Below are 23,202 nucleotides of genomic sequence, written 5' to 3'. Positions count from 1 at the left end.
AATATTACATTGTTTGGAATGGTGAATATGGAAATATACAGTGATGAGAATATTCTAATAGAAGAAGAGAATAAATCTGTTTTCTTAACTGTTCCTAAAACAGGTTGTAAAATAAAAGATTTTGAGAAAATTATAGGATTATTTCCAAGGATCACAATTACTAAGTTTACAAATTTAAAAGATGCACTAGAACTAGGGGAAAATAAAAGGGTTCAAATAGGAGAGTTACGCCCAATTATCAATCTTAATATTTCTCCAGATAAAATGTCAGCTAATATACGATTAAATTGTACAATCGAAGATTTCATTAATAATCGGGAAAGCTTTATCAAAAAAATTCTTGATATTTTATACCAGAGTGGCATTTCAGAAGGAATTTTATCGACAGTGATCCATGAACAATTAGATGTTCAGAAAGATATTTTAGTTGCTTCTGGAATTCAACCAATTGATGGTGATCATGCAAAGATAAAATATTATCAATTTGCTGATCGAAAACCAACGATAAAATCCGATGGGAAAGCGGATTTCTATGATATGAATTTTATCGATGAAGTAAAAATAGGTGATTGGCTTGGTGAAAAAATACTGCCAACTGACGGAACTCCCGGTAGAACGATAACAGGTGAAATCATTCCTCCCAAGAAAGGTAAAAATATAAACCTTCTTTATGATCGTAAAACTGTTGAAGAGCTCGAAGAAGATGGGAAAGTAGTTTTACGGGCTCTTGTCGATGGTGTGGTAGAAATTAATGGATGTAAAATTTCTGTTGGAAAGCATTTACTAATCAATGAGGATGTTGGTGTTGCAACAGGAAATATTGATTTTAATGGCAGCATTACTATAACAGGAATTGTACAAGACGGATATAGTGTTGTGGCTACTAAGGATATAGCTATACAAGGTGAAATGGGAATCAGTGGTGTGGAAAAAATTATCTCTTATCATGGCGATGTTTTTATCAAAGGAGGCGTTTTTGGTAAGGGGGATAGTTTGATAAAAGCCGGAAAAAATATTTTCGTCAAGCATGCAAATGAATGTTTGATTGAAGCAGGGGAAAGTATTCATATCGGAATCTATTCAATTGGAAGTACCTTAAAAGCAAATAATATCTTTACTCATCCTACAAAGGGTAAAATTATAGGTGGAATGATTGAAGCAAAAGGGAGAGTTATTGCAGGGACGATTGGAAATCATTTTGAAAGAAAAACGATTATACAGGTTGAAGGAATTAATAGAGGAAAGATTTTAAATGAAATTAAAGAAATTGTGAAAAAGTATGAAGAACATGCTATTTTAATAGAAAAGTTAAAATCTCAAATTGTTATACTTGAAAAGAATATCGACCTGTTGAACGAACAACAATTAGAGAATTTAAACGAATTTAAGAATCACATTGACCAGTATCTTCTAGATATTTCCATTTATGAGGAAAGAAAAAAATCGCTTGAATATCTTCTAGAAACGAAAGGTGATGGACAAGTATCCATCGTTCAAGTCGCTTTTCCTGAGACATTTGTTCAGATTAAACATTCAAAAAAAAGACTAGATTCTTCGGTTAAAGGTACTTTTTATTCTTTACAAAATAATCTCCTTTTTGAATAGAAATACCCTCGGGGAATGATGATTTCCTGGAGGGTATTTCTATTATTAATGGTTTGCTACAGGATCTAAATCAGGAGTTTTTCTTCTTATCTGTACATTGTCCACATTCCAATGTCAACAAATCCAAGTCTTTTATATATCTTTCCAGCTTCTGGGTTATCATAAAATAAACAAAGAATTTTTCCTTCATTTAACACTTCTTGGAAAAGTCTTTCCATTATTCCGGTTGCAAGCCCCTGACGTCGATACTCTTTTCGAGTACAAACACCAACAATCATGGCTGAGAGTGAATTTTCCGCAGTCGTGGAAACAGTAGCAGTCATGAGACCATTTTCTTCAGTATAATATGTTCTTGCAGTATTTGATTCCATTGATTTTTGTAGCATATTACGCGAATCGGAAGTAAGGGTAAACTCTTCTATTGTATTTCTAATTTCCATGATTCGATCAATATCTTCCAACATTGCTTGTTTTACTTCTAACAGGTTCCCTCCAGTTAATGTAAGATTTGTGCATTCTGCAAAATAGGTGGCCTGTTTTTTTCCTAAAGGTAGTCCTTGATTTTCAAATTGCTCAACAACCTCAGTTTTCCCTGAAAGTGTGATACTCTCACTTTGTTTTTTAATAATTTGGACAAGTCCATCCAAATTAAATTCACCTTTTGCGTAAGGAATAAACGAATTATAAAAACGAAGTAGAATGGCTTTTATTTCTCCATTTATATTGAACTCAGCCCATAATTCTTGAAAGTCTGTATCATATCCAAAGGCTTCGATATCGCCGATAATAAAAAGATTAATGGATGGCTCTTCACTTAAATATGCAATGACTTTTTCATGATCGTTCATAGATAATTTCCTAATCATTGTTTTTCCCCCTAGTAGAAAAGTTTTTACAGAATATAATAAACAATTAGATTAATAGATACAAGCTTTTACCTAAAAAAATGGTACACTAAATAAGTATTTTCACCGAGGGAGGGGCTACTCTGAAGTTTTCTATTTTACAAATAATTGGTCTTTTTACAATCACTTTAGCAGGTGTTTTACTTGCCGTTACTTTTCAAAAACCATTAGTGATAGGCTTTTTACCAGGGTTTTTAGTGTTGATAGTACTTGCTCAATTGAGAGGATACTCTCTCCAACAGATTTTTAATATTTGTAAAGATGGAGTTAGACGAACAAGTGGAGTAATTTGGATATTGTTTCTAGTAGGCTTTTTATTGCCTTCATGGTATCTATCAGGGACGATTGATCAAATGGTTTCTATCTCTTTAAAGTTCATCACGACAGAACATTTTTTCACGTTAACTTTTATCATTGCGCTATTTTTTTCAATGATCTTAGGTACTTCGGTTGGAACGCTAAGTGCGATAGGTATTCCAATCATGGGTTCTGCGCTCACTTTAGATCTACCAACTGGAATGGTCGCAGGTGCCTTAATTTCTGGTGCATTTGTAGGTGACCGAACATCTCCATTTTCTAGTGCTCATCAGCTACTAGCACATACTTTAGAAATACCAGTTAGAAAACAATTCAGGTCAATGGCGATCACAACTTTTCTTACTGTAATAAGCGGAGTTATTTTTTATTGTTTTTTTGATTATCAGTTACTTAATGATCGTCCTTATATTGAAGCAAACGGAAAAATTACTTTTTCATTGTTTACATTGATCCCACCAGCAATTTTAATCATTATGGTTCTTTTTAGGTTGAAAATCCTTCATTCCTTTATTGTTAGTATTAGTTCTGCCAGTCTCATTTCAATTCTTAATGGAGTGGAAATAAAGAATCTAATTTTATCACTGTGGTATGGGATTGAAGGGCTTGGTGGTGGTTTAGCAAATATGTATTTGTTACTTTTATTCCTTGGTCTTGCCGGAGCATATAATGGGTTACTAGAAGAGTTAAAGGTAGTTCAATCGATCTTAGATCAGTGGCTTAAAAGCTCTCGAACGTTAGTAAGTGATACAACGAAGGTAATGTTAGCTTCTTTCGGCATTACACTTATCGCAGCAAACCAAACCTTACCAATCATTTTAACAGGGAGATCCTTTTTATCACATTGGACTTCTAAGTATAGTAATGCAGAGCTTGCTCGGGTAATGGGGGATACGACGATGATTTTTCCAGGTATTGTTCCGTGGAGTATATTAACAATCATGTGTAGCACAATTGTTGGAGTTTCAATTTTCGATTACATCCCTTATGCCATTTTTTTATGGCTACTTCCGATAGTAACCATTTTTGTTTCAGTTTATAAAAATAAAAAAGAAAAGCGAGCCGTTTTCAATCGTTAAATCCATTCCATTTAATTGAGATTCCACCTAATTTTTCTATAACCAATTTAATGTTTATGAATACGTTAAATAACAAAAGGAATCGGAGGTGGGATAATGGATCATTCCTTTATAAAAGATGACAAACAACCTTTTTGTGCGCAACCAAATGATACTGCGCCATTATTTAGCGCACAGTCATATAATAATCTTGAAAAAAAAATAGAGCAAATTCGTTTAGAAGATTTTCGTGAAAAGTGGGTCGTATTATTTTTTTATCCAAGTGACTTTACTTTCGTTTGACATACTGAATTAGCAGCGGTCGCTGCTCTTCATCAAGATTTTAAAAGATTAAATACTGAGGTTTTGGCAATTAGTACCGATAGTGTATATTCTCACAAAGTTTTTACTGAAGTGTCAAAGCCTCTTACCCATTTTCCTTTTCCGCTCGTAAGTGACCGAACACATTTGATTAGTAAATCATATCGGGTACTAAATGAAAATACAGGTGCTACATTCAGAGCAACATTTATTATTGATCCAAGTGGAATGATTTCGGCAAAATTAGTAAATCCACCAGAGGTAGGGAGAAATATTTATGAAATCCTACGACTATTAGAAGGTATTCAGTATGGGAAGACAACAGGTGAAGCTGTTCCAGCTAATTGGATTCCCGGTCAATAGGGAATGAAAAGGGATTAAGTAATAGATTAGCCTTTAAATAATTATTTTATTCATGAAAAAAGCCCCCAAAAATTGGGGGCTTGCGTATTGAGGCGAAGACTGCACGCCACATCGTGCATTGTCTTACGACGTGTCTTCGACTTACACAATTCAGCTCATCGCTTTAATAATATAACATGAATGCGAAAGATAAACAAGGGAAAATGAAATCGATAATTTTGCCAAGTATGTGGTTTCTGTAAAAGGTAAACCTAATGAGAGAGAAGGTTTTCCCTTCCAAACTTTATTTTTAAAGGAGTGTTCTCATGAATAAGCAAAATTGGATTTCAATATTTTCGCGAAAAAAGCAAAGTAATGGGATGGGAATGCTGTTAGCTTCTTTACTAAGTATAGTGGTTAGTGCTATTGCACTATTTTTCTTGAAAAAAGATGAAAAGGGTAATCCGTTTATAACTGAAACAAATAAAATACCAAAAAATAGTAGTAAAACAGATATTCAAAAGTTTTTAACAATGAATGATCGTGCAGTTCTAGCAGAATTTGCCAGCGAACTTGAACCGAAAACCAATATAATTGAATATAAAAGTAATCAGTAAAAATTAACAACAGAAGTAGTTCGAGACTTTTTGCATTATTATCACTTGCATAAATATTTCAAGAAATTTATAATGGAATTATCTTGTAATGAAACGGAGGTGGGGAGAGATGGTACGTTCTATTTTGTTTCGCGCGCAATGGTTAGATGTTTTATACTTTTGCCGTGCGATTTTTCATGATGAAGCCCTCAAAGGGGGAAGTATGCCCTTTTTTCGAAACTTCATACAAAAAATAGAACGGTAACACATCTCTTTTCCCACAATACTTTGGTATTTGAGAGTGCTATTTAGCACTCTTTTTTGATAAGCCTTGGGGAAAGTTTCCATGGCTTATTTTTTATGGAGTTGTGTTCATTATAAGGAGAATGAAAAATGATTATTTGTAGCATTAATGATATAGAAAAATCGTATGGTGGAAATACAATTTTCCAAAATTTATCTTTTGAAATTCATGAAGGTAGCCGTTTGGGGATTGTCGGTAGAAACGGATCAGGAAAAACAACTTTATTAAAGTTAATTGCCAATGAAGAAGCTGTTGATATGGGAGTTATTCATTGGAAAAAGGGTCTAAAAATAGGATACCTTGCTCAAATCCCTCAATTTGAACAACTTAATGTATTTGAAGTGTTAAAATCAGCATTTAAAGAGGTTTTAGAGACAGAAGCGAAACTGAAAGAATTAGAAAACCAAATGGGAATAGAAATGGATCCAGATAATATGCAGCCATTAATAAACTTGTATGGAAAACTGCAAGATGAATTTCTTCAAAATGGTGGATACGAGATTGACGCTAATATCGATCGAGTAGTAAATGGATTGCATATAATGGATTTAGTGGAGAAGCCATTTTCCTTATTAAGTGGTGGAGAAAAAACAAAGGTTTGTTTAGCTTTAAATATTTTGAAGAAACCTGAACTATTACTCCTTGATGAACCTACCAATCATTTAGATTTACATGCGGTTGAGTGGTTGGAATCTTTCCTTAAAGACTATGAAGGTTCAGTTGTCATGATATCACATGATCGTTATTTTCTTGATCAAGTGGCAACAAAGATTGTAGACATGGAAGACGGGGAAATCGAAGTGTATCACACCAATTTCTCAGGTTATGTAAAAGAAAAGGAAGAACGATTATTAAGAGAATTTCAGGAATATCAGGAGCAACAAAGGAAAATCAAAAAAATGAAGGAAGCAATTAAACGTTTACGAGATTGGGCTAATCGTTCAAATCCTCCAAGTGCTGCACTTCACAAACGGGCAACGAATATGGAACGCGCGCTTGAAAGAATGGAGAAAAAGGAGCGTCCCAAAATAGATGTCAAGAAAATGGCTATTGATTTCGAAGCGAAAGACCGTAGCGGAAAAGATGTCATTTATCTAAAGGATGTATCAAAAAGTTTCGATAATCGATTGTTATTTAACGAAGTAAATATGTTGGTGCAATATAAAGAGCGTGTTGCGATTGTTGGGGAGAATGGGACGGGAAAGTCCACTCTCGTAAAAATGATGTTAAATGAATTGTCAGCAGATTCAGGTGAAATCCGGGTCGGAAGCAATGTGAAGATTGGTTATTTGTCGCAGCATGTTTTTAATCAAATAAGCGATGAATCATTAATTGACGTGTTCAGGTCTGAGGTTAGTGTGAATGAAGGGGAAGCAAGACATATTTTAGCGAAATTTTTATTTTATGGACCAGTGGTTTTTCGAAAGGTGAATCAATTAAGTGGAGGAGAACGAATGCGTCTTCGCTTAGCTCAGTTAATGCATCAGGATGTAAATCTGTTGGTTTTAGATGAACCAACAAATCATCTAGATATTGATTCCTGTGAAGTTCTAGAAGAAGCACTTGAAGGGTTTAATGGAACAATTTTAGCCGTATCCCATGACCGATATTTTCTTAATAAACTATTTTCAAAAATTTATTGGTTAGAAAATGGAAAGATACACTCTTTTAATGGAGACTATAATTGGGCTAAAGATAAATTATCAACTAAAAAAATGGATGAGGCGAAAAAACCTATTCAAGTGATTAAAACAACAGATTCAATCACTTATAAACCAAAAAAGGGTAAAGATGAAAGTGGAAAAAGTATTGAAGTCTTGGAAAAACAATTAGAAGAGCTAGAATCTACAATCCACTCTTTACATCAGAAAATGAATTCATTAAAAGAACTAGAAGATCTCCAAAAGCTTCATAAGGAAATAGAAGAAATGGAAAAACTCCGTGAGAAATTATATGATGAATTAGATCAAGTTTGTTAATAAAAAATCATTGAAACTTTTAATAATAAAAGGATTGAGAGTTAAATAAAGAGAATATAAAAACGGATAAAAGAACTTAGGGGGATATGTAATGAATTTTCAATTTATCGGTATTGACCATATTCAGTTGGCTGCGCCTAATGGATGCGAAACAGAAGCTAGGGAGTTTTGGGGTAATAAAATGGGATTGCATGAGATTCCTAAACCCGAAAGTCTTCAAGGAAGAGGTGGTTGCTGGTTTAAAATAGGCAACCAGCAGCTTCATATCGGCGTGGAAGAGGATTTTCAACCAGCTAAAAAAGCGCATCCAGCTTTTATTATCCGGCATTTAGAAACCTTTAAAGCACATCTCGAAGAACAAGGTGTTAAAACAAAAGATGATGCACCCATTGATGGAAGATCTCGTTTTTTTGTGAGTGATCCATTTGGAAATCGAGTCGAATTTTTAGAATATAAATAAAAACTCATATTCAGAAAGCCTTCTGTTCTTATATTAGAATCAGGAGGCTTTTAAATTTAAATAGCATGATGATAGAAATTATCTATTAATTTGCTAGCAGTTTGATATACTAGTGATAGAGAGGTGTGAAATGTATGACAGACTTAAATAGGATCCAATTTAATGTGAGGATTTCAAAGGAAACAGCTCAAAAGCTAGACGAAATTGTCGAATACTATCAAGATAACACAAAACTTGGAAGAATTTATAAAGCGGATGTATTAACTGATATTATTGATAAATCTTACGAGTTAATGAAAAAACAAAAGAGTGTAACTAAAAAATATTAAGTTCTTCAATTAAAGGGGCATTAATTATGACTGATAAATTGTATTATCAAGATTCATACATTCAAACTTTTTCGACAAATCTTATAAAACAGTCTAAAGATGAAGATGGTCATTGGTATGTTATTATAGAAAAAACAGCCTTTTATCCAACTGGTGGAGGACAACCTTTTGATCAAGGTACAATCAATGAACATAAAGTGTTAAATGTTGAAGAAGTAGACGGTGAAATTCGTCATTACCTTGAGCAGCCATTACCAGAATCGATGGAACAATTAAATGGTCAAATTGATTGGGAGAGAAGATTTGACCATATGCAGCAGCATGCTGGCCAGCATATACTTTCAGCTGCTTTTGAGGAGTTATTTGGCTATTCTACCGTTGGTTTTCATTTAGGAAATGAAGTTTTAACGATTGATTTGGACACTGAAACTTTTTCAGAAAAAGAAGCGTTAGATGCTGAAAAACTTGCTAATCAAATCATATTAGAAAGTCGGCCGATCGAGACAAAATGGGTTTCTTTAGAGGAAGTATCCGATTACCCGCTTCGAAAACAACTTTCGGTCTCGGAAAATATCCGGTTGGTGATCATCCCTGAATTTGATTATAACGGCTGTGGAGGAACCCATCCTAATTCTACTGGTGAGGTTGGGATGATTAAAATATTGGATTGGTCAAGGCAAAGTAAAAAGACTCGCATTCAATTTGTCTGTGGAAACAGAGTATGGCATCAGCTTCACAGGAAGCAACATATTATTCTAGAGCTTTCAAAACTGTTAAACTCTCCAGAGGAAGGGATGGTTCAGTCATTAAACCGTCTTCTGGATCAAGTAAAAAGCGTTGATAAACGATCTGATGAATTGTCAAAAATGATACTTCAATACGAAGCAAAGGAACTTCAAGAAAATTCAACAATGGATAATGGTATAGCTTTAATAACCAAAGTATTTCAAGATCGTTCCATGAAAGAGATGCAAATGCTTGCACGTATGATTGTAACTGAAGCAAAGGATGTTATTGTCTTACTTATTTCGGAAAATGAATCTCAGCTGCAGGTTGTTGCTGCACGAGGTGAGGCTTTAAAAGTAAGTATGAAAGATTTGTTAGCTAGTTTGTTGCCGAGCATCAATGGAAAAGGTGGAGGTAATGATTCCTTTGCACAAGGTGGCGGAGAAGGTATCATATCCGGACAACAATTACTGGAAAGTGGTTTAAACCTTTTTAAGGAAAAGGATAAATAGTATAAAAATAAGAATCCCCAAGATAGGGGTTTTTATTTTGAAAAATTGTCAGATTAGTTTAAAATGTATAATAAAGATATTGATATGTTTAAAAACATATGATTTAATTAAATAAACTGAATAGTCGGTTAAAGTGAAATTGAATCTTTTGGGGGAATGAACATGATTATGACAAAAACCGCTTTAGAGCAATTTAAAGAATTAGATGAAAAAATAACTCATCTTTCAACGGTTTCCGCTTTAGTAGGCTGGGACCAAAAAGTAATGGCACCTAAAAAAGGAAGAATGCTATTTTCAAAAGCTTATTCAGCATTAGAAACGGAAATCTTCAAATTAATGGTTTCTAGTGAGATGGGAGAGCTATTAGAGGAATTATCTTCACAAGTGGCAAGCTTTGATGAAGAGACGAAGGCAAGAATTCGTTTGCGAAAACAATTTTATGATAAATCAAAATCAATTCCTGCAGAGCTATATCAAGAGTATGCGACCTTAACTTCTGAGGCAAATCATATTTGGGAAGAAGCAAGAGAAAATAATGATTTTAATCATTACTTACCATATCTAGAGAAAATTGTTGAAATGAAACGGAAATTTGCGGATATTTTCGGCTATAGTGGGCATCCATATAATGCATTATTAGATGAATATGAACCAGGCCTTACTGTGGAGAAATTAGACCCAATCTTATCTGAATTAAGATCAGTAAGTGTAGAATTACTAAAGAGAATTCAACAATCTCCAAATAAAACACCTGATGAGATTTTTAATCAATCTTTCTCAGTTGATAAACAAAAGGAATTTAACCAATACATCCTTCCGATCATAGGGTTTGATATGGCGGCAGGGCGTTTAGACGAAACAGTTCATCCATTCGCTCAATCAATGAACACAGGTGACGTACGTATTACAACAAGATATTTGGAAAATAATGTTCGTTCAGCGCTGTTTGGTACCATTCATGAAGCTGGTCACGGGATCTATGAGCAAAATATTAACCCAGCGTATGAAGGGACAGTACTTAGAAACGGAACTTCATTTGGTATTCATGAATCACAATCCAGATTTTTAGAAAATATGGTTGGCAGAAGTAAGGAATTTTGGAATTATTTCTACCCTACATTACAGGAATACTTCCCAGAACAATTAGAGAATCTCTCAGTAGAAGAATTTTATAGAGCGATTAATACGGTAAAACCTTCATTTATTAGAGTAGAAGCCGATGAATTAACATATAATCTTCATATTATGATCCGTTATGAAATTGAGAAAGGATTAATTGCTGGCGAACTTAAAGCCAAAGACTTACCTACAATTTGGAACAATAAAATGGAAGAGTATTTAGGAGTCGTTCCAACTACAGATAGTGATGGTGTTCTACAAGACGTACATTGGTCTTTCGGAGGACTTGGCTACTTCCCTTCCTATACATTAGGAAATTTATATGCGGCTCAAATATTAAACACAATTCAACAAGAATTGCCTAATTTTTATCAAAATATTGAAAAGGGTAATTTTACAGAAGTGAATGAGTGGCTAAAAGCTAAGGTTCACCAATATGGAAGTCTGATTCCTCCAAATGAATTAATTGTGAAAATAACTGGAGAAGAGTTGGATGCAAAGTATCTAGTAAACTATCTAGAAACGAAATATTCAGAGGTTTATGGTTTGTAATAATTAGTAATACTTTCGGTTTAAAAAATATTTTGCATAATTCTAACGTCTATCGACATTCGATAGGCGTTTTTTTATTAAATTAAGAAGGTATATTCTGACTTCGAAAATTGTCCAGCGCAAGCGTCCTACCCCCGGCGTACAGGATGTACTAGTGTCGACAATGCTTTAGGACGTTGCGCCTTTGTCGACCTCGAGGTCAAATGTTCGCCAGCCAAAAAGTCAAAGAACGACTTTCCGGCTGGCGAAGCATTTTCTTGTCGGGGCTGAGCAAGACGCCCCGCGCTTTTCTAATAACAAAAGCGCCTGACATGTCAGACGCCTTGCCTCTTCTAGTCCGAACTGGTTAAGTGTCCCGCAACAAGCGAATGTTCTAGAAGAGGCAATATTATTATATACAGGAAGTTGTTCGAATATGTATTCCCCTTTTTCATTATGAATTGAACTTAAAAAATGATATCCTTAGAAAGCTGAAAACGGTTATATATAAAGGAAGATAGTGATGAATAAAAAGATTAGCGAATTAATAATTGAATGGCAGAAGGCGCTTCAAGCCGAAATCCAATTTTTAAAGAAGTATGGTAGTACGAAGTATCTTCTCTCAAATGGAAGACAAATTTCAAATGTCAACTCATTTAATTATTATTTTGAAACGAATCAAAGCATTCGTATTCCGAACGGAACAAATATAAAAATACAATGGGGTTCGATGAATGTAAATGGGAGAAATCTTTCTACAGAAAATAAAAATGTTATTGTTTCATTGGAGAAAAATATCGGCGAAATAATATCAGAAGTATTTCTTATACATGATCCTTGGGAGCTTCTCGAGCAACTGATTGAAAGGCTGGAAGAAATAAAGAAAAGTAAGAAAAAGCGAGGAAGGATAAAACGATTAATGAACCCTTCTGAGCCCGCCAAGCATCCTACAAATGATATAAAGTCAAATGTACATGAACTAATCCTTCGTTCTCAATTTAATCCAGTTACCTTTGTTTGGGGACCACCTGGAACAGGAAAGACATATACGTTGGCTCGGGTTGCAGCGAATAAATATAATAATGGGAAAAGAATACTCGTATTAGCTCATAGTAATCAAGCGGTCGATGTATTAATGGGTGAGATCTCATCTTTTCTTCAGAAAAAAGGAAGATTCAAAGAAGGTGACGTACTCCGCTACAGTTCACATATGAATCAAATAGAAATGGCACCAATCACTACTTTTCATTTACTACAAGCATTCCACCCTAATTTGGCGAAGGAAAAGGAACAGTTAACAGAAAAGCGCCATTTAATTAATAAAGACCTGTCCTGGTCCTTTAGTAAAAGGGATTCAGAAAGCTTGTTAGAGCTTGAAGGTAAGCTAGCTAGTTTATTAGAAAAAATTCGTCAAAAGGAAATTCAATTTGTTAAGGAGGCGAAGATTGTCGGTGCCACTTTAGCAAAAGTAGCTAGTGATCCAACATTATTTGAAGATGAATTCGATCTAGTCATTGTCGATGAAGCAAGTATGGCGTACACACCGCAAATGGCCTTTTCAGCAAGTTTAGGAAAACGATTAATTGTATGTGGAGATTTTAAACAACTTCCACCTATTGCTGCTGGAAGACATCCACTTATTAATGAGTGGTTAAAGGAAGATATTTTCCATCAATCAGGTGTGGCTAGGTCTGTTCATGAAGGTGAACTTCATCCACATTTGCTTTTACTCAGTGAACAAAGGAGAATGCATCCAGACATTTCGGCTTTTACAAATAAATTTATTTATCATTCGTTAGTAAATGACCATCATTCAGTAAGAAAATCACGCGAAGAGATGGTCGCTAGGACTCCCTTTTCTGGTAAAGCCGCAATCCTCCTATCTGTAAGTTATACAGGGGAGCATTGTATGAACGAGCGTAGCTCTAATTCTAGAATAAACCTTTGGCAATTATTGATATCTTTTCAGCTCATTTATGAATCTTTTTTAGCTGGTTCAAGATCAATTGGTTTCATCACACCATATCGGGCTCAGGCGAAGCTTATGGAGATGTTACTTGCCGATTTTCTTCAAAAAGAACTAGGCGAAGCTGACATCATTGCTGCTACAGTTCACCGTTTTCAGGGTAGTGAACGAGATGTGATGATTTTTGATACAGTAGATAGCTATCCTTATGAACGACCTGGAATGCTTTTAATCGGTCATGATAGTGAAAGATTAATAAATGTAGCGATTACAAGAACAAGAGGGAAATTTATTCAAGTAAGTGATACAGATTATATTCAAAATAAAGTTGGGAAAGGGAAAACTTTAAGGAAATTAGTTGACCATCAACTGGAGCACGATCAAATTATTTATCCTAAAGATATCGGGAAATGGATTCTTCATCAGCATCCCTTTCTAAGTTGGATTCATGCAAGAAAGCTTGATAAAGTACTGGAAGATATTCGTCAAGCTAAAAAGTCGATCGTACTTTCTTTTCCAAAAATGGGCCAGCTAAATATTGATTGGCTTAATGCATTGAATTCACGTAATAAAGGTGTCGAGCTCACCATTATTTCTAAAGGAAAAATAGCTGGCTTAAAAATAGACAATCTATTTACGGAAATATTCTCTTTTCCGTTTGTTCTTATTGATCAAAGGATATTATGGCTAGGACTTCCGCTTGAAGGAGCTAACCGAGTGCAACCACCATATGTAGCAGCTAGGCTAGAGTCCGAAATGATTGGGCAGTTTCTAGTCTCGCAATTTTCAAACAATCCAGAGAAAATTTATTAAAATATAAAAAAGGAAGTAGAAACTTGAATACGATTCCAGATCATATGAAAGAAAATTTAAATATTTTGTTTGTTGGATTTAATCCGAGCTTACGTTCTGCTGAAATAGGACATCATTATGCGAATCCGAATAATCGATTTTGGACTATTCTTCATAATGCTGGATTGACCCCTCGTAAATATGCAACCACTGAAGACAATCAATTATTGCAGTTAGGTTATGGCCTTACTAATATTGTTGCTAGACCAACTAAGACTGCCGAAGAGATCACAAAAGAAGAATATAGAAACGGAAAAGAAGAATTAAAGAAAAAAATTGAAAAGTATAAGCCAAAAGTGGTTTGTTTTGTTGGTAAAGGTGTTTATCAAGAATATAGCGGGAAAAAGAATGTGCCTTGGGGTGTACAGGAAAATCCAGTTGTATTAGGAACAATTGACTTTATTGCTCCGTCATCAAGTGGCCTCGTTCGAATGAAAATAGATGAGATTGTAAGTATTTATCAGGAACTTACTGAAATCATAAGAACAAACGATGATAGGTAGAGTGAAAAAAGGAAAAATTGTATAGGCTAATAGTAGTATTTTAAATTTATTATTACAAATAGGAGTTGTCATTTTTGGGAGCAGTTGAACGAAATGGGTATGTTTTTGAACCGGAATATAGTGTAATCAATCAAAAAGGAGCTATTCATGTTTACAATAATGGTTCTTTCGTAGAAGAAATTCAGTTTAATTTTACTGGTGAATTTCCTGAACTCGATTTTATCGAAGGTTTAATTGATTCATATTGTCAAAATCACAATATTTAAACGAATCATCCAATAAAATTAATCGACAATAAGATAAAAAATAATACTTTGGGCGTTCTTGAAGACACTAAAATAAAGTGTCTTTTTATTTTGGGTTGGAGGTTATTTTATGCCTGAGTTACCAGAGATGGAAAACTATAAAAATTTACTGATGCAAAAAATTGCTGGGTCAGTTATTTCTAATGTGCAAGTTAATCGTGAAAAATCAATAAATGTGTTACCTGAAATCTTAATTCAAAATGTTCAAGGTTCCAAAGTAATTTCTGTTCAGAGAAGAGCAAAGCATCTGCTTTTTCTCCTTGACAATGGCCATGTATTGTTACTTCATCTTATGCTTGGAGGCTGGATGTTTTTCGGAAAGGAAGCGGATAAGCCGAATCGGACGATACAAATACAATTGACATTTGGACTCGAGCATTTATTCTTTATCGGATTACGCCTTGGATATTTACATTTTTACGAATCAAAAGAAGAGGTGAATAAAGAATTAGCTGATTTGGGACCAGAGCCATTAGAGAGAAACTTTACGTTCGAAGTTTTTAGATCCTTGACAGAAAATAAAAGAGGACGATTAAAAACAAAATTAGTTGATCAAAAATTCATTTCTGGAATTGGGAATTGTTATTCTGATGAGATTTGTTTTCAAGCTAAAGTTCTTCCTACTCGATCTATAGAAGAGATAAATACTTCAGAAATGAATCTATTATATCAGTCGACTCAACAAGTTCTTAAAGAAGCAACAAGCTATGGTGGTTATTTGGAAAACCCATTTTACAAAGGGGATACGTTAACTGGTGGTTATAATGAAAAATGTAAAGTTTATGATCGTGTAGGAGAAAACTGCATTAGATGTGGAACTAAAATTATCAAAGAAATGATCGCATCAAGAAAAACCTTTTATTGTCCAAATTGTCAAAAGTAAATGATGACAGGAGTGTCCCAACTATTGGATGGAATAAATGTTGAGTTGAACTAATATACTTGTTTTATATTAACAATGAAGGGAACTATAAATATGCTACAGTATACGGTTGATGTTGTATATCAAGGGAAAAAGTATCAAACGAATGTGATTGTAGATAGGGAAACAAGTGAAGAAGAGATTCTCCGTGTTGCCATCGAGCAGGTCCGCAAACAATGGATAAACTAAAAAAAGACCGTTCCAAGGTAAGAAGCCTTAGGAAGGGTCTTTTTTAATGGTGAAAACCTAATGAAAAACGATATTTTGCTTTTTTAACATAAAATATGAAACTCATTGTTTCGTAATTTAAATTAATGTTATATACTATATATAAAATAAGTATAACACAATTAAAGATTATCAAGAGAAGTATAACATAATTGTGTTTAGGATAAAGGCGGTGATTCCTATTAAACTAACAAAACGTCAGGAAGAAATTCTAGAAATCGTTAAATCAGCAGGTCCAATTACAGGGAATGATATTGCTAAAAAACTCTCATTAACGAGAGCAACATTAAGACCAGACTTAACTATTCTAACGATGTCTGGAAACTTAGAAGCAAGGCCCCGTGTCGGTTACTATTTAAATGAAGAAACGGAATTGAATCTTCAAGTATCAAAGTTTACTAATCATATAGTTAAGGATTACAAAGCACATCCTATAGTGATACAAAAATCTGCATCGGTTTACGATGGAATTGTTCAAATATTTTTAGAGGATGTAGGGACATTATACGCTGTTGATGAGCACGGGCATTTAGCTGGTGTCATTTCTAGAAAAGACTTATTAAGAGCAGCAATTGGCAATAAGAACTTGGATGATTTACCAGTTAGTGTCATTATGACAAGAATGCCTAATATCGTTACCATAACCCAAGAGGATACATTATTAAATGCAGCAAAAAAATTGATTCAAAACCGAATTGATTCTTTACCAGTAGTGAGAGAAATTGATAACGGCTCACATACATATGAAGTCATTGGTCGGATTACAAAGACGACGATTACAAAAGCTTTTCTTGAAATGATTGAATGATAGGATGTGAAAACAAATTGAATCGAAAAGAAGTAGTTTATATCGTATCAGATTCAGTAGGGGAAACAGCTGAATTAGTTGTTAAAGCAGTAGCGACTCAATTTAATGGTGGCCATGTAGATATTCGTCGTAGCTCATATGTGGAGGATATAGAAGATATAGAAGATGTTATTTTACTAGCAAAACAAAGCCATTCGGTCATTGCTTATACAATAGTTGTCCCTTCTTTAAAAGAGTACCTTGATCGTCGCGCGAAAGAGGAACATCTCATCGCTGTTGATTTAATGAATCCACTAATGGAAGCATTTATACAAAAGTTCAATAAGGAACCCAATCATCAACCAGGGATGATGCGCAAACTGGATGATGATTATTTTCGAAAAATTGAAGCCATAGAATTTGCGGTAAAATACGATGATGGTCGCGATCCGCGTGGGATTCTCCGTGCAGACATCGTATTAATCGGTGTATCGCGTACTTCAAAAACACCACTTTCCATGTATTTAGCACACAAACGATTAAAAGTAGCCAATGTTCCTCTCGTACCAGAGGTGCCTGCACCAGATGAATTGTTTGAAGTTCCTAGAAGTAAATGTGTTGGTTTGATTATCTCGCCAGATAAATTAAATGATATTCGGAAAGAACGTTTAAAAGCTTTAGGTTTAACCTCTCAAGCAAATTATGCAAGCTTTGAACGGATTTTAGAAGAACTCGATTATGCTGAAAAAATTATGAAGCGAGTAGGATGCCCAGTGATCAATGTTTCCAATAAAGCAATTGAAGAAACGGCAAACCAAATTATGGATTATCTAAAAAGTGAGAGGAGCTAATATATGAGTAAATTTGTTTATTTGTTTAACGAAGGTCATAGTGGAATGAAGGATATTTTAGGTGGAAAAGGTGCAAACTTAGCGGAAATGACGCGGATTGGTTTACCTGTTCCTTTCGGATTTACGATTTCTACAGAAGCTTGTCATGCTTATTACCAAGAAGATAAAACAATTCCATCAGAAGTGACTGCTCAAGTTTTAGAAGCTCTTCATGCTCTAGAAGATAAAACAGGTAAACAATTTGGTCATCCAGAAAATCCACTTTTAGTCTCGGTTCGGTCAGGGTCCGTATTTTCAATGCCAGGGATGATGGACACAATTTTGAATCTTGGAATGAATGATGAAACGGTAGAGGGAATGGCAATTTTAACTGATAATTCACGTTTTGCTTATGATTCCTACCGACGCTTCATTCAAATGTTTAGTAATGTCGTTTTAGATATTAATGTCTTCTTTTTTGAGCAATATTTAGAGGAGGTACGTGATCATAAAGGTTATTCATCTGACCCAGAAATGACTGCTCAAGATTGGCAAGAGGTTATTAAGGGTTATAAAGAAATTGTTAAAAAACATACGCGAAAAAATTTTCCACAAGACCCGAAGGAGCAGTTATTTTTAGCGATTAATGCTGTATTTGATTCATGGAATAATCAACGTGCGATCGTATATCGCCGTTTGAATAAAATTCCTGATCACCTCGGAACTGCTGTTAATATCCAAAGCATGGTGTTCGGAAATATGGGTAATGATTCAGGGACAGGTGTTGCTTTTACTCGTAATCCTTCTACAGGAGAGCATCTATTATATGGTGAGTATTTAATTAATGCTCAAGGTGAAGATGTGGTCGCAGGAATTCGGACACCACAGCCAATCCGTACTTTAAAAGATGAGATGCCAGACGTGTTCGAGCAATTCGTAGAAACAAGTAAACGTCTTGAACAACACTACCAAGACATGCAAGATATTGAATTCACTGTGGAACGTGGAGAGTTATTTATTTTACAAACACGTACTGGGAAAAGAACGGCCCAAGCTGCGATTCGAATTGCTGTTGAAATGGTTGAGGAAGGCATTATTGATAAAAAGGCGGCACTTCTTCGTGTCGACCCAGACCAATTAAATCAGCTCCTTCATCGTCGAATTGATGAAAAATTTGAGCGAAATATTTTAGCAAAGGGTTTACCAGCTTCACCAGGAGCGGCAACGGGAATAGTCGTCTTTGATGCTGATGAGGCAGAAAGCTTAACAAATGATGGGAAGAAGGTCATTCTCGTTAGACCAGAAACGACTCCAGATGATATTCATGGAATTGTTGCTGCACAAGCCGTTGTGACAAGTCGCGGTGGAATGACAAGTCATGCTGCAGTAGTTGCCCGGGGGATGGGGAAAGCTTGTATTTGTGGCTGTGAAGCTCTTAAAATTGATTTGAAAGCTAAGCAATTCTTTATCGGAAATACGATTGTGAGTTATGGAGATACCATTACGATTGACGGAGCAACTGGAGAAATTATGCTTGGTGAGATTCCGATGATTGAACCAGAGCTTTCCGATGAGTTTCAGTTATTGCTTGCTTGGGCAGACGGGGAGCGAAAGCTTGGAGTAAGAGCAAATGCGGATAATCCAGAGGATGCAAAGAAAGCATACGAATTTGGTGCGGGCGGGATTGGGTTATGTCGCACTGAACATATGTTTATGGATTTAAAACGAATTCCAATTGTCCAAAGCATGATTTTAGCAGAGAGCTATGATGAGCGTAAAGAAGCACTGGCTAAGCTTTTACCAATGCAGCAAGATGATTTTGAAGGTATTTTTGAAGCGATGCAAGGTCATCCGGTTACGATTCGATTATTAGATCCACCTCTTCATGAGTTTTTACCAGATAAAGAAGAGTTACTTGTTGAAGTCACAAAACTGCAAATCCTTCAACCAGATTCACCTGAATTAAAGGAGAAAGAACTTCTTCTTAAAAAGGTTCGTCAATTAGATGAGTTTAACCCGATGCTTGGACATCGTGGCTGTCGTTTAGGAATGATTCATCCTGAAATTTATGAAATGCAAGCAAAGGCAATTTTCTATGCGGTGGCGAATTTAGCTAATAAAGGCCAAGAAGTTCAACCTGAAATTATGATTCCACTTGTTGGCCATGTCAATGAATTAAAGGAAATGCGTCAATTAGTGATCAATGCGGCGGTAATGGTAAATGAAGAAACAGGAAAAGATTTTGAATATTTAATTGGAACGATGATTGAAATACCTAGAGCCGCGTTAACAGCTGATCAAATTGCCGAAGAGGCGGACTTCTTCTCGTTCGGAACGAATGACCTAACACAAACAACCTTCGGATTCAGCCGCGACGATGCGGAAGGGAAATTTTTACAAACATATATCGAAAATAAAGTCCTCCCCGATAATCCATTTGCTGTGCTTGATCAGGAAGGTGTTGGCAAGCTAGTAGAAATGGGTGTTAAACTTGGTCGTGAAACAAAGCCTGAATTAAAAACAGGTATTTGCGGTGAGCACGGTGGGGAAAAGAGTTCGATTGATTTTTGCTATCGAACAGGACTGGATTATGTAAGTTGTTCCCCATACAGGGTTCCATTGGCTCGATTAGCAGCTGCTCAGGCTACGATTCGTTATGAGAAAAGTGAAAATGAGTTTTTAGTGAATGTGAAGGCTCAAAAATAAATAGTATGCAAGTCTATTTAGAGGTGGAAATCGTATTTAAACGATTCCACCTCCTGTTTTTTTCGAGATGTTCGGTAAATAATTCCATGATATAATAGGGTAATTAATTTGATAACATAGATAAGTTGGTGATAACTATGTATCTAGTTTTATCGATTGTTTTATCTACAATCTTGGGTTTCCTACTTCTTATGTTTGAACCTTTAGTCGGTGGGTTTCTTGCTTTTGGAATTGTTGTGGGCTGTTTATTTAGAGGGATATATTTACTTAATGATATTAGAAAAAAGCTCTCTAACTTTGAAGTTATATCGCAGTCAGAGGATAAAACAATTGAAGATGTAAATCATCTGAAAGATAAGGATATGTATTTGAATTATTTGAAGGAAAAGGAAAATAAGACTCAAGATATTTTATAATGACTGAAAAATCACTGGATCCCGAAAAAAGGTAATCAAAGAGAGGTTTCATACATGAAGGTACGACTTTCTAATTTTAACGAAAATTGGGCTCAAATGTTTCAAGATGAGTCTCATTATCTAAAATCAATATTTGGCGATGAAATAATCAGATTTGAACATTTTGGAAGTACATCAGTTTATGGTCTAAAGGCAAAACCTGTAATAGATATGATGTGTATTGTAAAAGACATACAAAAGATAGATTCATATAACGATAAAATGGATTCTTTAGGATATGATGTTGCTGGAGAATGGGGCATTGAAGGTAGGCGATTGTTTCGAAAAGGCGGGGAAAACAGAACTCATCATATTCATTTCTATCAATTAGATAACCCTCAAATTGAACGTCATTTAATATTTCGAGATTATCTACGATCCCATCCTGAAGAAGTTGCTAAGTACAGTCGTTTTAAAGAAGAATTGGCTGAGCGTTTTGAGAACACAAGTGAATATAGCCCAGCCAAAAAAACATTTGTGAAGAAACTGGAAGAGCAAGCAATCCTTTGGTACACAAAAAGTCACTGAAATGAAGTATCTAATTAAATTAGTTCTCCTATGTATCTTGTTGAAATATTGATAAAGAATAAAATTTAGATGGTTAAAATGAAATGAATAAGTTTACTGAGGAAGGAAGGGCACACAATGGATTTCGAAATGGTTATGCAGGAATTAGAAGCACTTGGCAAGGAACGCATGAAAAAGATGTACATTGGTAGTGGTGCACAAGAACCAGTTTTTGGTGTGGCTACGGGAGCGATGAAGCCAATGTCAAAGATAATCAAGAAAAATCAGCCATTGGCAGAACAACTTTATGCCACCGGGAACTACGATGCCATGTATTTTGCTGGGGTCATTGCGGACCCTACGGCAATGACGGAGGCGGATTTTGATCGTTGGATAGATGGAGCGTATTTTTATATGCTGTCCGATTATGTGGTTGCAGTCACTTTAGCAGAAACGGATATAGCGCAAGATGTTGCTGATAAATGGATTGCAAGCGGTGAAGAACTTAAAATGTCGGCAGGCTGGAGCTGTTACTGCTGGTTATTGGGAAGCCGCAAGGACGTAGAATTTAGCGAAAGCAAGATTGCGAGTATGCTTGATCAGGTGCAAGATACGATTCACGATTCCCCGGAACGAACGAAATCCGCGATGAATAATTTTATTTTCACAGTCGGAATTCACTATGTACCGCTCCATGATAAAGCGGTTGCAACTGCAAAGGCTGTTGGACCAGTCGAAATAAAAAAAGACAAGAAAAAAAGCAGTACTCTCCTTGCTTCCGAAAGTATTCAAAAAGAAGTAGAAAGAGGGAGACTTGGGTTCAAACGCAAATATGTCAGGTGTTAGCAAAGTTTGTCATATAAATGAACAATGGACCTTAAATAAGAGCCTAATTCTCTAATCACTTAAGAGGATTAGGCTTTTTGTATTTATTGAGTTTCATTTTGGTTAAATTTTCAGCAAAAGAAATATATTCTTAAACAAAGTTTTCGTTAATTATCCCAATTTAAAATTCAAATAGTACGAGGTGGTATACATACGAAATAGCTTCATAAGCTGATAGTAGTAATACTAGCGTTAACAAGCAATCTAGGTAAGTTTTATGTATCTATTTAAAGGGGGCTTTAGGGATGTCAGATAATGTGAAGATTGGATTGATTCAAGCGACGCATGATGTGGATGGCAATGAACCAGTAGAGGTTCATAAGGAAAAATCTATTGAGAAGCATGTAAAGCTAGTAAGAGAGGCTGCTAGTAAAGGGGCACAAATCATTTGTTTGCAGGAGATTTTTTATGGTCCTTATTTTTGTTCGGAACAAAATACGAAATGGTATGATGCCGCTGAGGAAATTCCAAATGGACCAACAACTACACTGTTTCAAGAACTTGCAAAGGAATTAGGTGTCGTTATCGTTCTTCCTATCTATGAAAGAGAAGGAATTGCTACTTACTATAATACGGCAGCTGTTATCGATGCGGATGGCTCGTATCTAGGAAAATATCGAAAGCAGCATATCCCACATGTTGGGGTAGGTAATGATGGATACGGTTTTTGGGAGAAGTTTTATTTTAAACCAGGAAATCTCGGCTATCCTGTTTTCGATACGGCCTTCGCTAAGGTTGGAGTTTACATTTGTTATGACCGACATTTCCCAGAGGGTGCCAGATTACTAGGTTTAAATGGAGCTGAAGTCGTCTTTAACCCTTCGGCTACGGTTGCGGGATTGTCAGAGTATTTATGGAAGCTGGAGCAACCCGCCCATGCAGTGGCAAATGGTTACTACTTAGGGGCAATTAACCGAGTTGGATATGAATCACCATGGAAAATGGGAGAATTTTACGGACAATCTTATTTAGTGGATCCACGTGGTAATTTTGTTGCCATGGCTAGCAGGGATAAAGATGAGGTTATTATCGGTGAAATGAATAAAAAAATGATTCGGGAAGTTCGTGATACTTGGCAGTTCTATCGTGACCGACGTCCGGAAACGTACGGTGAGATGACGGCATTATTGCCATAAAAACGAATGAGGGGGCAT

The 23,202-nt window shown here is 35.4% G+C and carries 23 protein-coding genes; 22 read left to right on the top strand and 1 reads right to left on the bottom strand.

Going from position 1 to position 23,202, the window contains the following annotated elements:
• The first annotated feature begins 27 nt into the window (after positions 1-27).
• A complete protein-coding gene (locus tag ACFSO7_RS16745) occupies positions 28-1,605 on the top strand; it encodes a flagellar assembly protein A (RefSeq protein ID WP_377878483.1) in 1,578 nt (525 codons plus the stop codon).
• Positions 1,606-1,691: 86 nt separating this feature from the next.
• Here the strand turns inward: ACFSO7_RS16745 and ACFSO7_RS16740 are convergent, their stop codons facing one another.
• Complete coding sequence (locus tag ACFSO7_RS16740) at positions 1,692-2,471, bottom strand: GNAT family N-acetyltransferase (protein WP_377878482.1); 780 nt, start codon at positions 2,469-2,471, stop codon at positions 1,692-1,694.
• 92 nt (positions 2,472-2,563) lie between these two features.
• On the opposite strand from ACFSO7_RS16740, the gene ACFSO7_RS16735 reads away from it, so the two are divergent.
• The 21 genes from ACFSO7_RS16735 to ACFSO7_RS16635 all read left to right on the top strand — a co-directional run bounded on the left by ACFSO7_RS16735 (position 2,564) and on the right by ACFSO7_RS16635 (position 23,184).
• Positions 2,564-3,904, top strand: coding sequence for a Na+/H+ antiporter NhaC family protein (locus tag ACFSO7_RS16735; RefSeq protein WP_377879453.1), 1,341 nt, complete (start codon positions 2,564-2,566; stop codon positions 3,902-3,904).
• A 96-nt stretch (positions 3,905-4,000) separates the two neighbouring features.
• Positions 4,001-4,567, top strand: a complete 567-nt coding sequence (locus tag ACFSO7_RS16730) for a peroxiredoxin (protein ID WP_377878481.1) — start codon at positions 4,001-4,003, stop codon at positions 4,565-4,567.
• Between the two features lie 305 nt (positions 4,568-4,872).
• A complete protein-coding gene (locus ACFSO7_RS16725; RefSeq protein ID WP_377878480.1) occupies positions 4,873-5,163 on the top strand; it encodes a hypothetical protein in 291 nt (96 codons plus the stop codon).
• An 88-nt stretch (positions 5,164-5,251) separates the two neighbouring features.
• Positions 5,252-5,407: an RAxF-45 family protein gene (locus ACFSO7_RS16720; RefSeq protein ID WP_377878479.1), complete on the top strand. Its 156-nt coding sequence runs from the start codon at positions 5,252-5,254 to the stop codon at positions 5,405-5,407.
• A 128-nt stretch (positions 5,408-5,535) separates the two neighbouring features.
• Positions 5,536-7,425, top strand: coding sequence for a ribosomal protection-like ABC-F family protein (gene abc-f, locus ACFSO7_RS16715; RefSeq protein WP_377878478.1), 1,890 nt, complete (start codon positions 5,536-5,538; stop codon positions 7,423-7,425).
• A 91-nt stretch (positions 7,426-7,516) separates the two neighbouring features.
• Entirely contained in the window at positions 7,517-7,885 is a 369-nt protein-coding gene (locus tag ACFSO7_RS16710; RefSeq protein WP_377878477.1) for a VOC family protein, read from the top strand.
• 134 nt (positions 7,886-8,019) lie between these two features.
• Positions 8,020-8,214 carry a hypothetical protein gene (locus tag ACFSO7_RS16705; protein ID WP_377878476.1) on the top strand — a complete coding sequence of 65 codons (195 nt, stop codon included), beginning with the start codon at positions 8,020-8,022 and terminating at the stop codon, positions 8,212-8,214.
• Between the two features lie 26 nt (positions 8,215-8,240).
• On the top strand, positions 8,241-9,452 hold the full coding sequence (locus tag ACFSO7_RS16700) for an alanyl-tRNA editing protein (protein ID WP_377878475.1): 1,212 nt from the start codon (positions 8,241-8,243) through the stop codon (positions 9,450-9,452).
• Between the two features lie 162 nt (positions 9,453-9,614).
• Entirely contained in the window at positions 9,615-11,123 is a 1,509-nt protein-coding gene (locus ACFSO7_RS16695; RefSeq protein WP_377878474.1) for a carboxypeptidase M32, read from the top strand.
• A gap of 502 nt (positions 11,124-11,625) precedes the next feature.
• On the top strand, positions 11,626-13,881 hold the full coding sequence (locus ACFSO7_RS16690) for an AAA domain-containing protein (protein ID WP_377878473.1): 2,256 nt from the start codon (positions 11,626-11,628) through the stop codon (positions 13,879-13,881).
• A gap of 23 nt (positions 13,882-13,904) precedes the next feature.
• Entirely contained in the window at positions 13,905-14,423 is a 519-nt protein-coding gene (mug, locus tag ACFSO7_RS16685) for a G/U mismatch-specific DNA glycosylase (protein WP_377878472.1), read from the top strand.
• A gap of 74 nt (positions 14,424-14,497) precedes the next feature.
• Positions 14,498-14,689 (top strand): YbxH family protein, encoded by a 192-nt coding sequence (locus tag ACFSO7_RS16680; RefSeq protein WP_377878471.1) that lies wholly within the window; start codon positions 14,498-14,500, stop codon positions 14,687-14,689.
• Between the two features lie 109 nt (positions 14,690-14,798).
• Positions 14,799-15,611, top strand: coding sequence for a bifunctional DNA-formamidopyrimidine glycosylase/DNA-(apurinic or apyrimidinic site) lyase (gene mutM, locus ACFSO7_RS16675; RefSeq protein ID WP_377878469.1), 813 nt, complete (start codon positions 14,799-14,801; stop codon positions 15,609-15,611).
• A 93-nt stretch (positions 15,612-15,704) separates the two neighbouring features.
• Positions 15,705-15,839 (top strand): BA3454 family stress response protein, encoded by a 135-nt coding sequence (locus tag ACFSO7_RS16670; protein WP_377878468.1) that lies wholly within the window; start codon positions 15,705-15,707, stop codon positions 15,837-15,839.
• 202 nt (positions 15,840-16,041) lie between these two features.
• Positions 16,042-16,686: a transcriptional regulator CcpN gene (gene ccpN, locus ACFSO7_RS16665; protein ID WP_377879451.1), complete on the top strand. Its 645-nt coding sequence runs from the start codon at positions 16,042-16,044 to the stop codon at positions 16,684-16,686.
• Positions 16,687-16,703: 17 nt separating this feature from the next.
• Positions 16,704-17,516, top strand: a complete 813-nt coding sequence (locus ACFSO7_RS16660; RefSeq protein ID WP_377878467.1) for a pyruvate, water dikinase regulatory protein — start codon at positions 16,704-16,706, stop codon at positions 17,514-17,516.
• 3 nt (positions 17,517-17,519) lie between these two features.
• A complete protein-coding gene (ppdK, locus tag ACFSO7_RS16655; RefSeq protein WP_377878466.1) occupies positions 17,520-20,201 on the top strand; it encodes a pyruvate, phosphate dikinase in 2,682 nt (893 codons plus the stop codon).
• 137 nt (positions 20,202-20,338) lie between these two features.
• Positions 20,339-20,617, top strand: a complete 279-nt coding sequence (locus ACFSO7_RS16650) for a hypothetical protein (protein ID WP_377878465.1) — start codon at positions 20,339-20,341, stop codon at positions 20,615-20,617.
• A gap of 54 nt (positions 20,618-20,671) precedes the next feature.
• Positions 20,672-21,184 carry a GrpB family protein gene (locus ACFSO7_RS16645; RefSeq protein ID WP_377878464.1) on the top strand — a complete coding sequence of 171 codons (513 nt, stop codon included), beginning with the start codon at positions 20,672-20,674 and terminating at the stop codon, positions 21,182-21,184.
• Between the two features lie 117 nt (positions 21,185-21,301).
• Complete coding sequence (locus ACFSO7_RS16640) at positions 21,302-22,009, top strand: DNA alkylation repair protein (protein ID WP_377878463.1); 708 nt, start codon at positions 21,302-21,304, stop codon at positions 22,007-22,009.
• Between the two features lie 284 nt (positions 22,010-22,293).
• On the top strand, positions 22,294-23,184 hold the full coding sequence (locus ACFSO7_RS16635) for a nitrilase-related carbon-nitrogen hydrolase (RefSeq protein ID WP_377878462.1): 891 nt from the start codon (positions 22,294-22,296) through the stop codon (positions 23,182-23,184).
• Positions 23,185-23,202 lie beyond the last annotated feature (18 nt).

It is taken from the genome of Bacillus sp. CGMCC 1.16607, from assembly GCF_042683745.1.
In the GTDB taxonomy this organism is placed as follows: domain Bacteria; phylum Bacillota; class Bacilli; order Bacillales; family Cytobacillaceae; genus Pseudoneobacillus.
The sequence above is the reverse complement of the archived record's forward strand: the minus strand, read 5'-3'. Positions and strand labels throughout refer to the sequence as shown.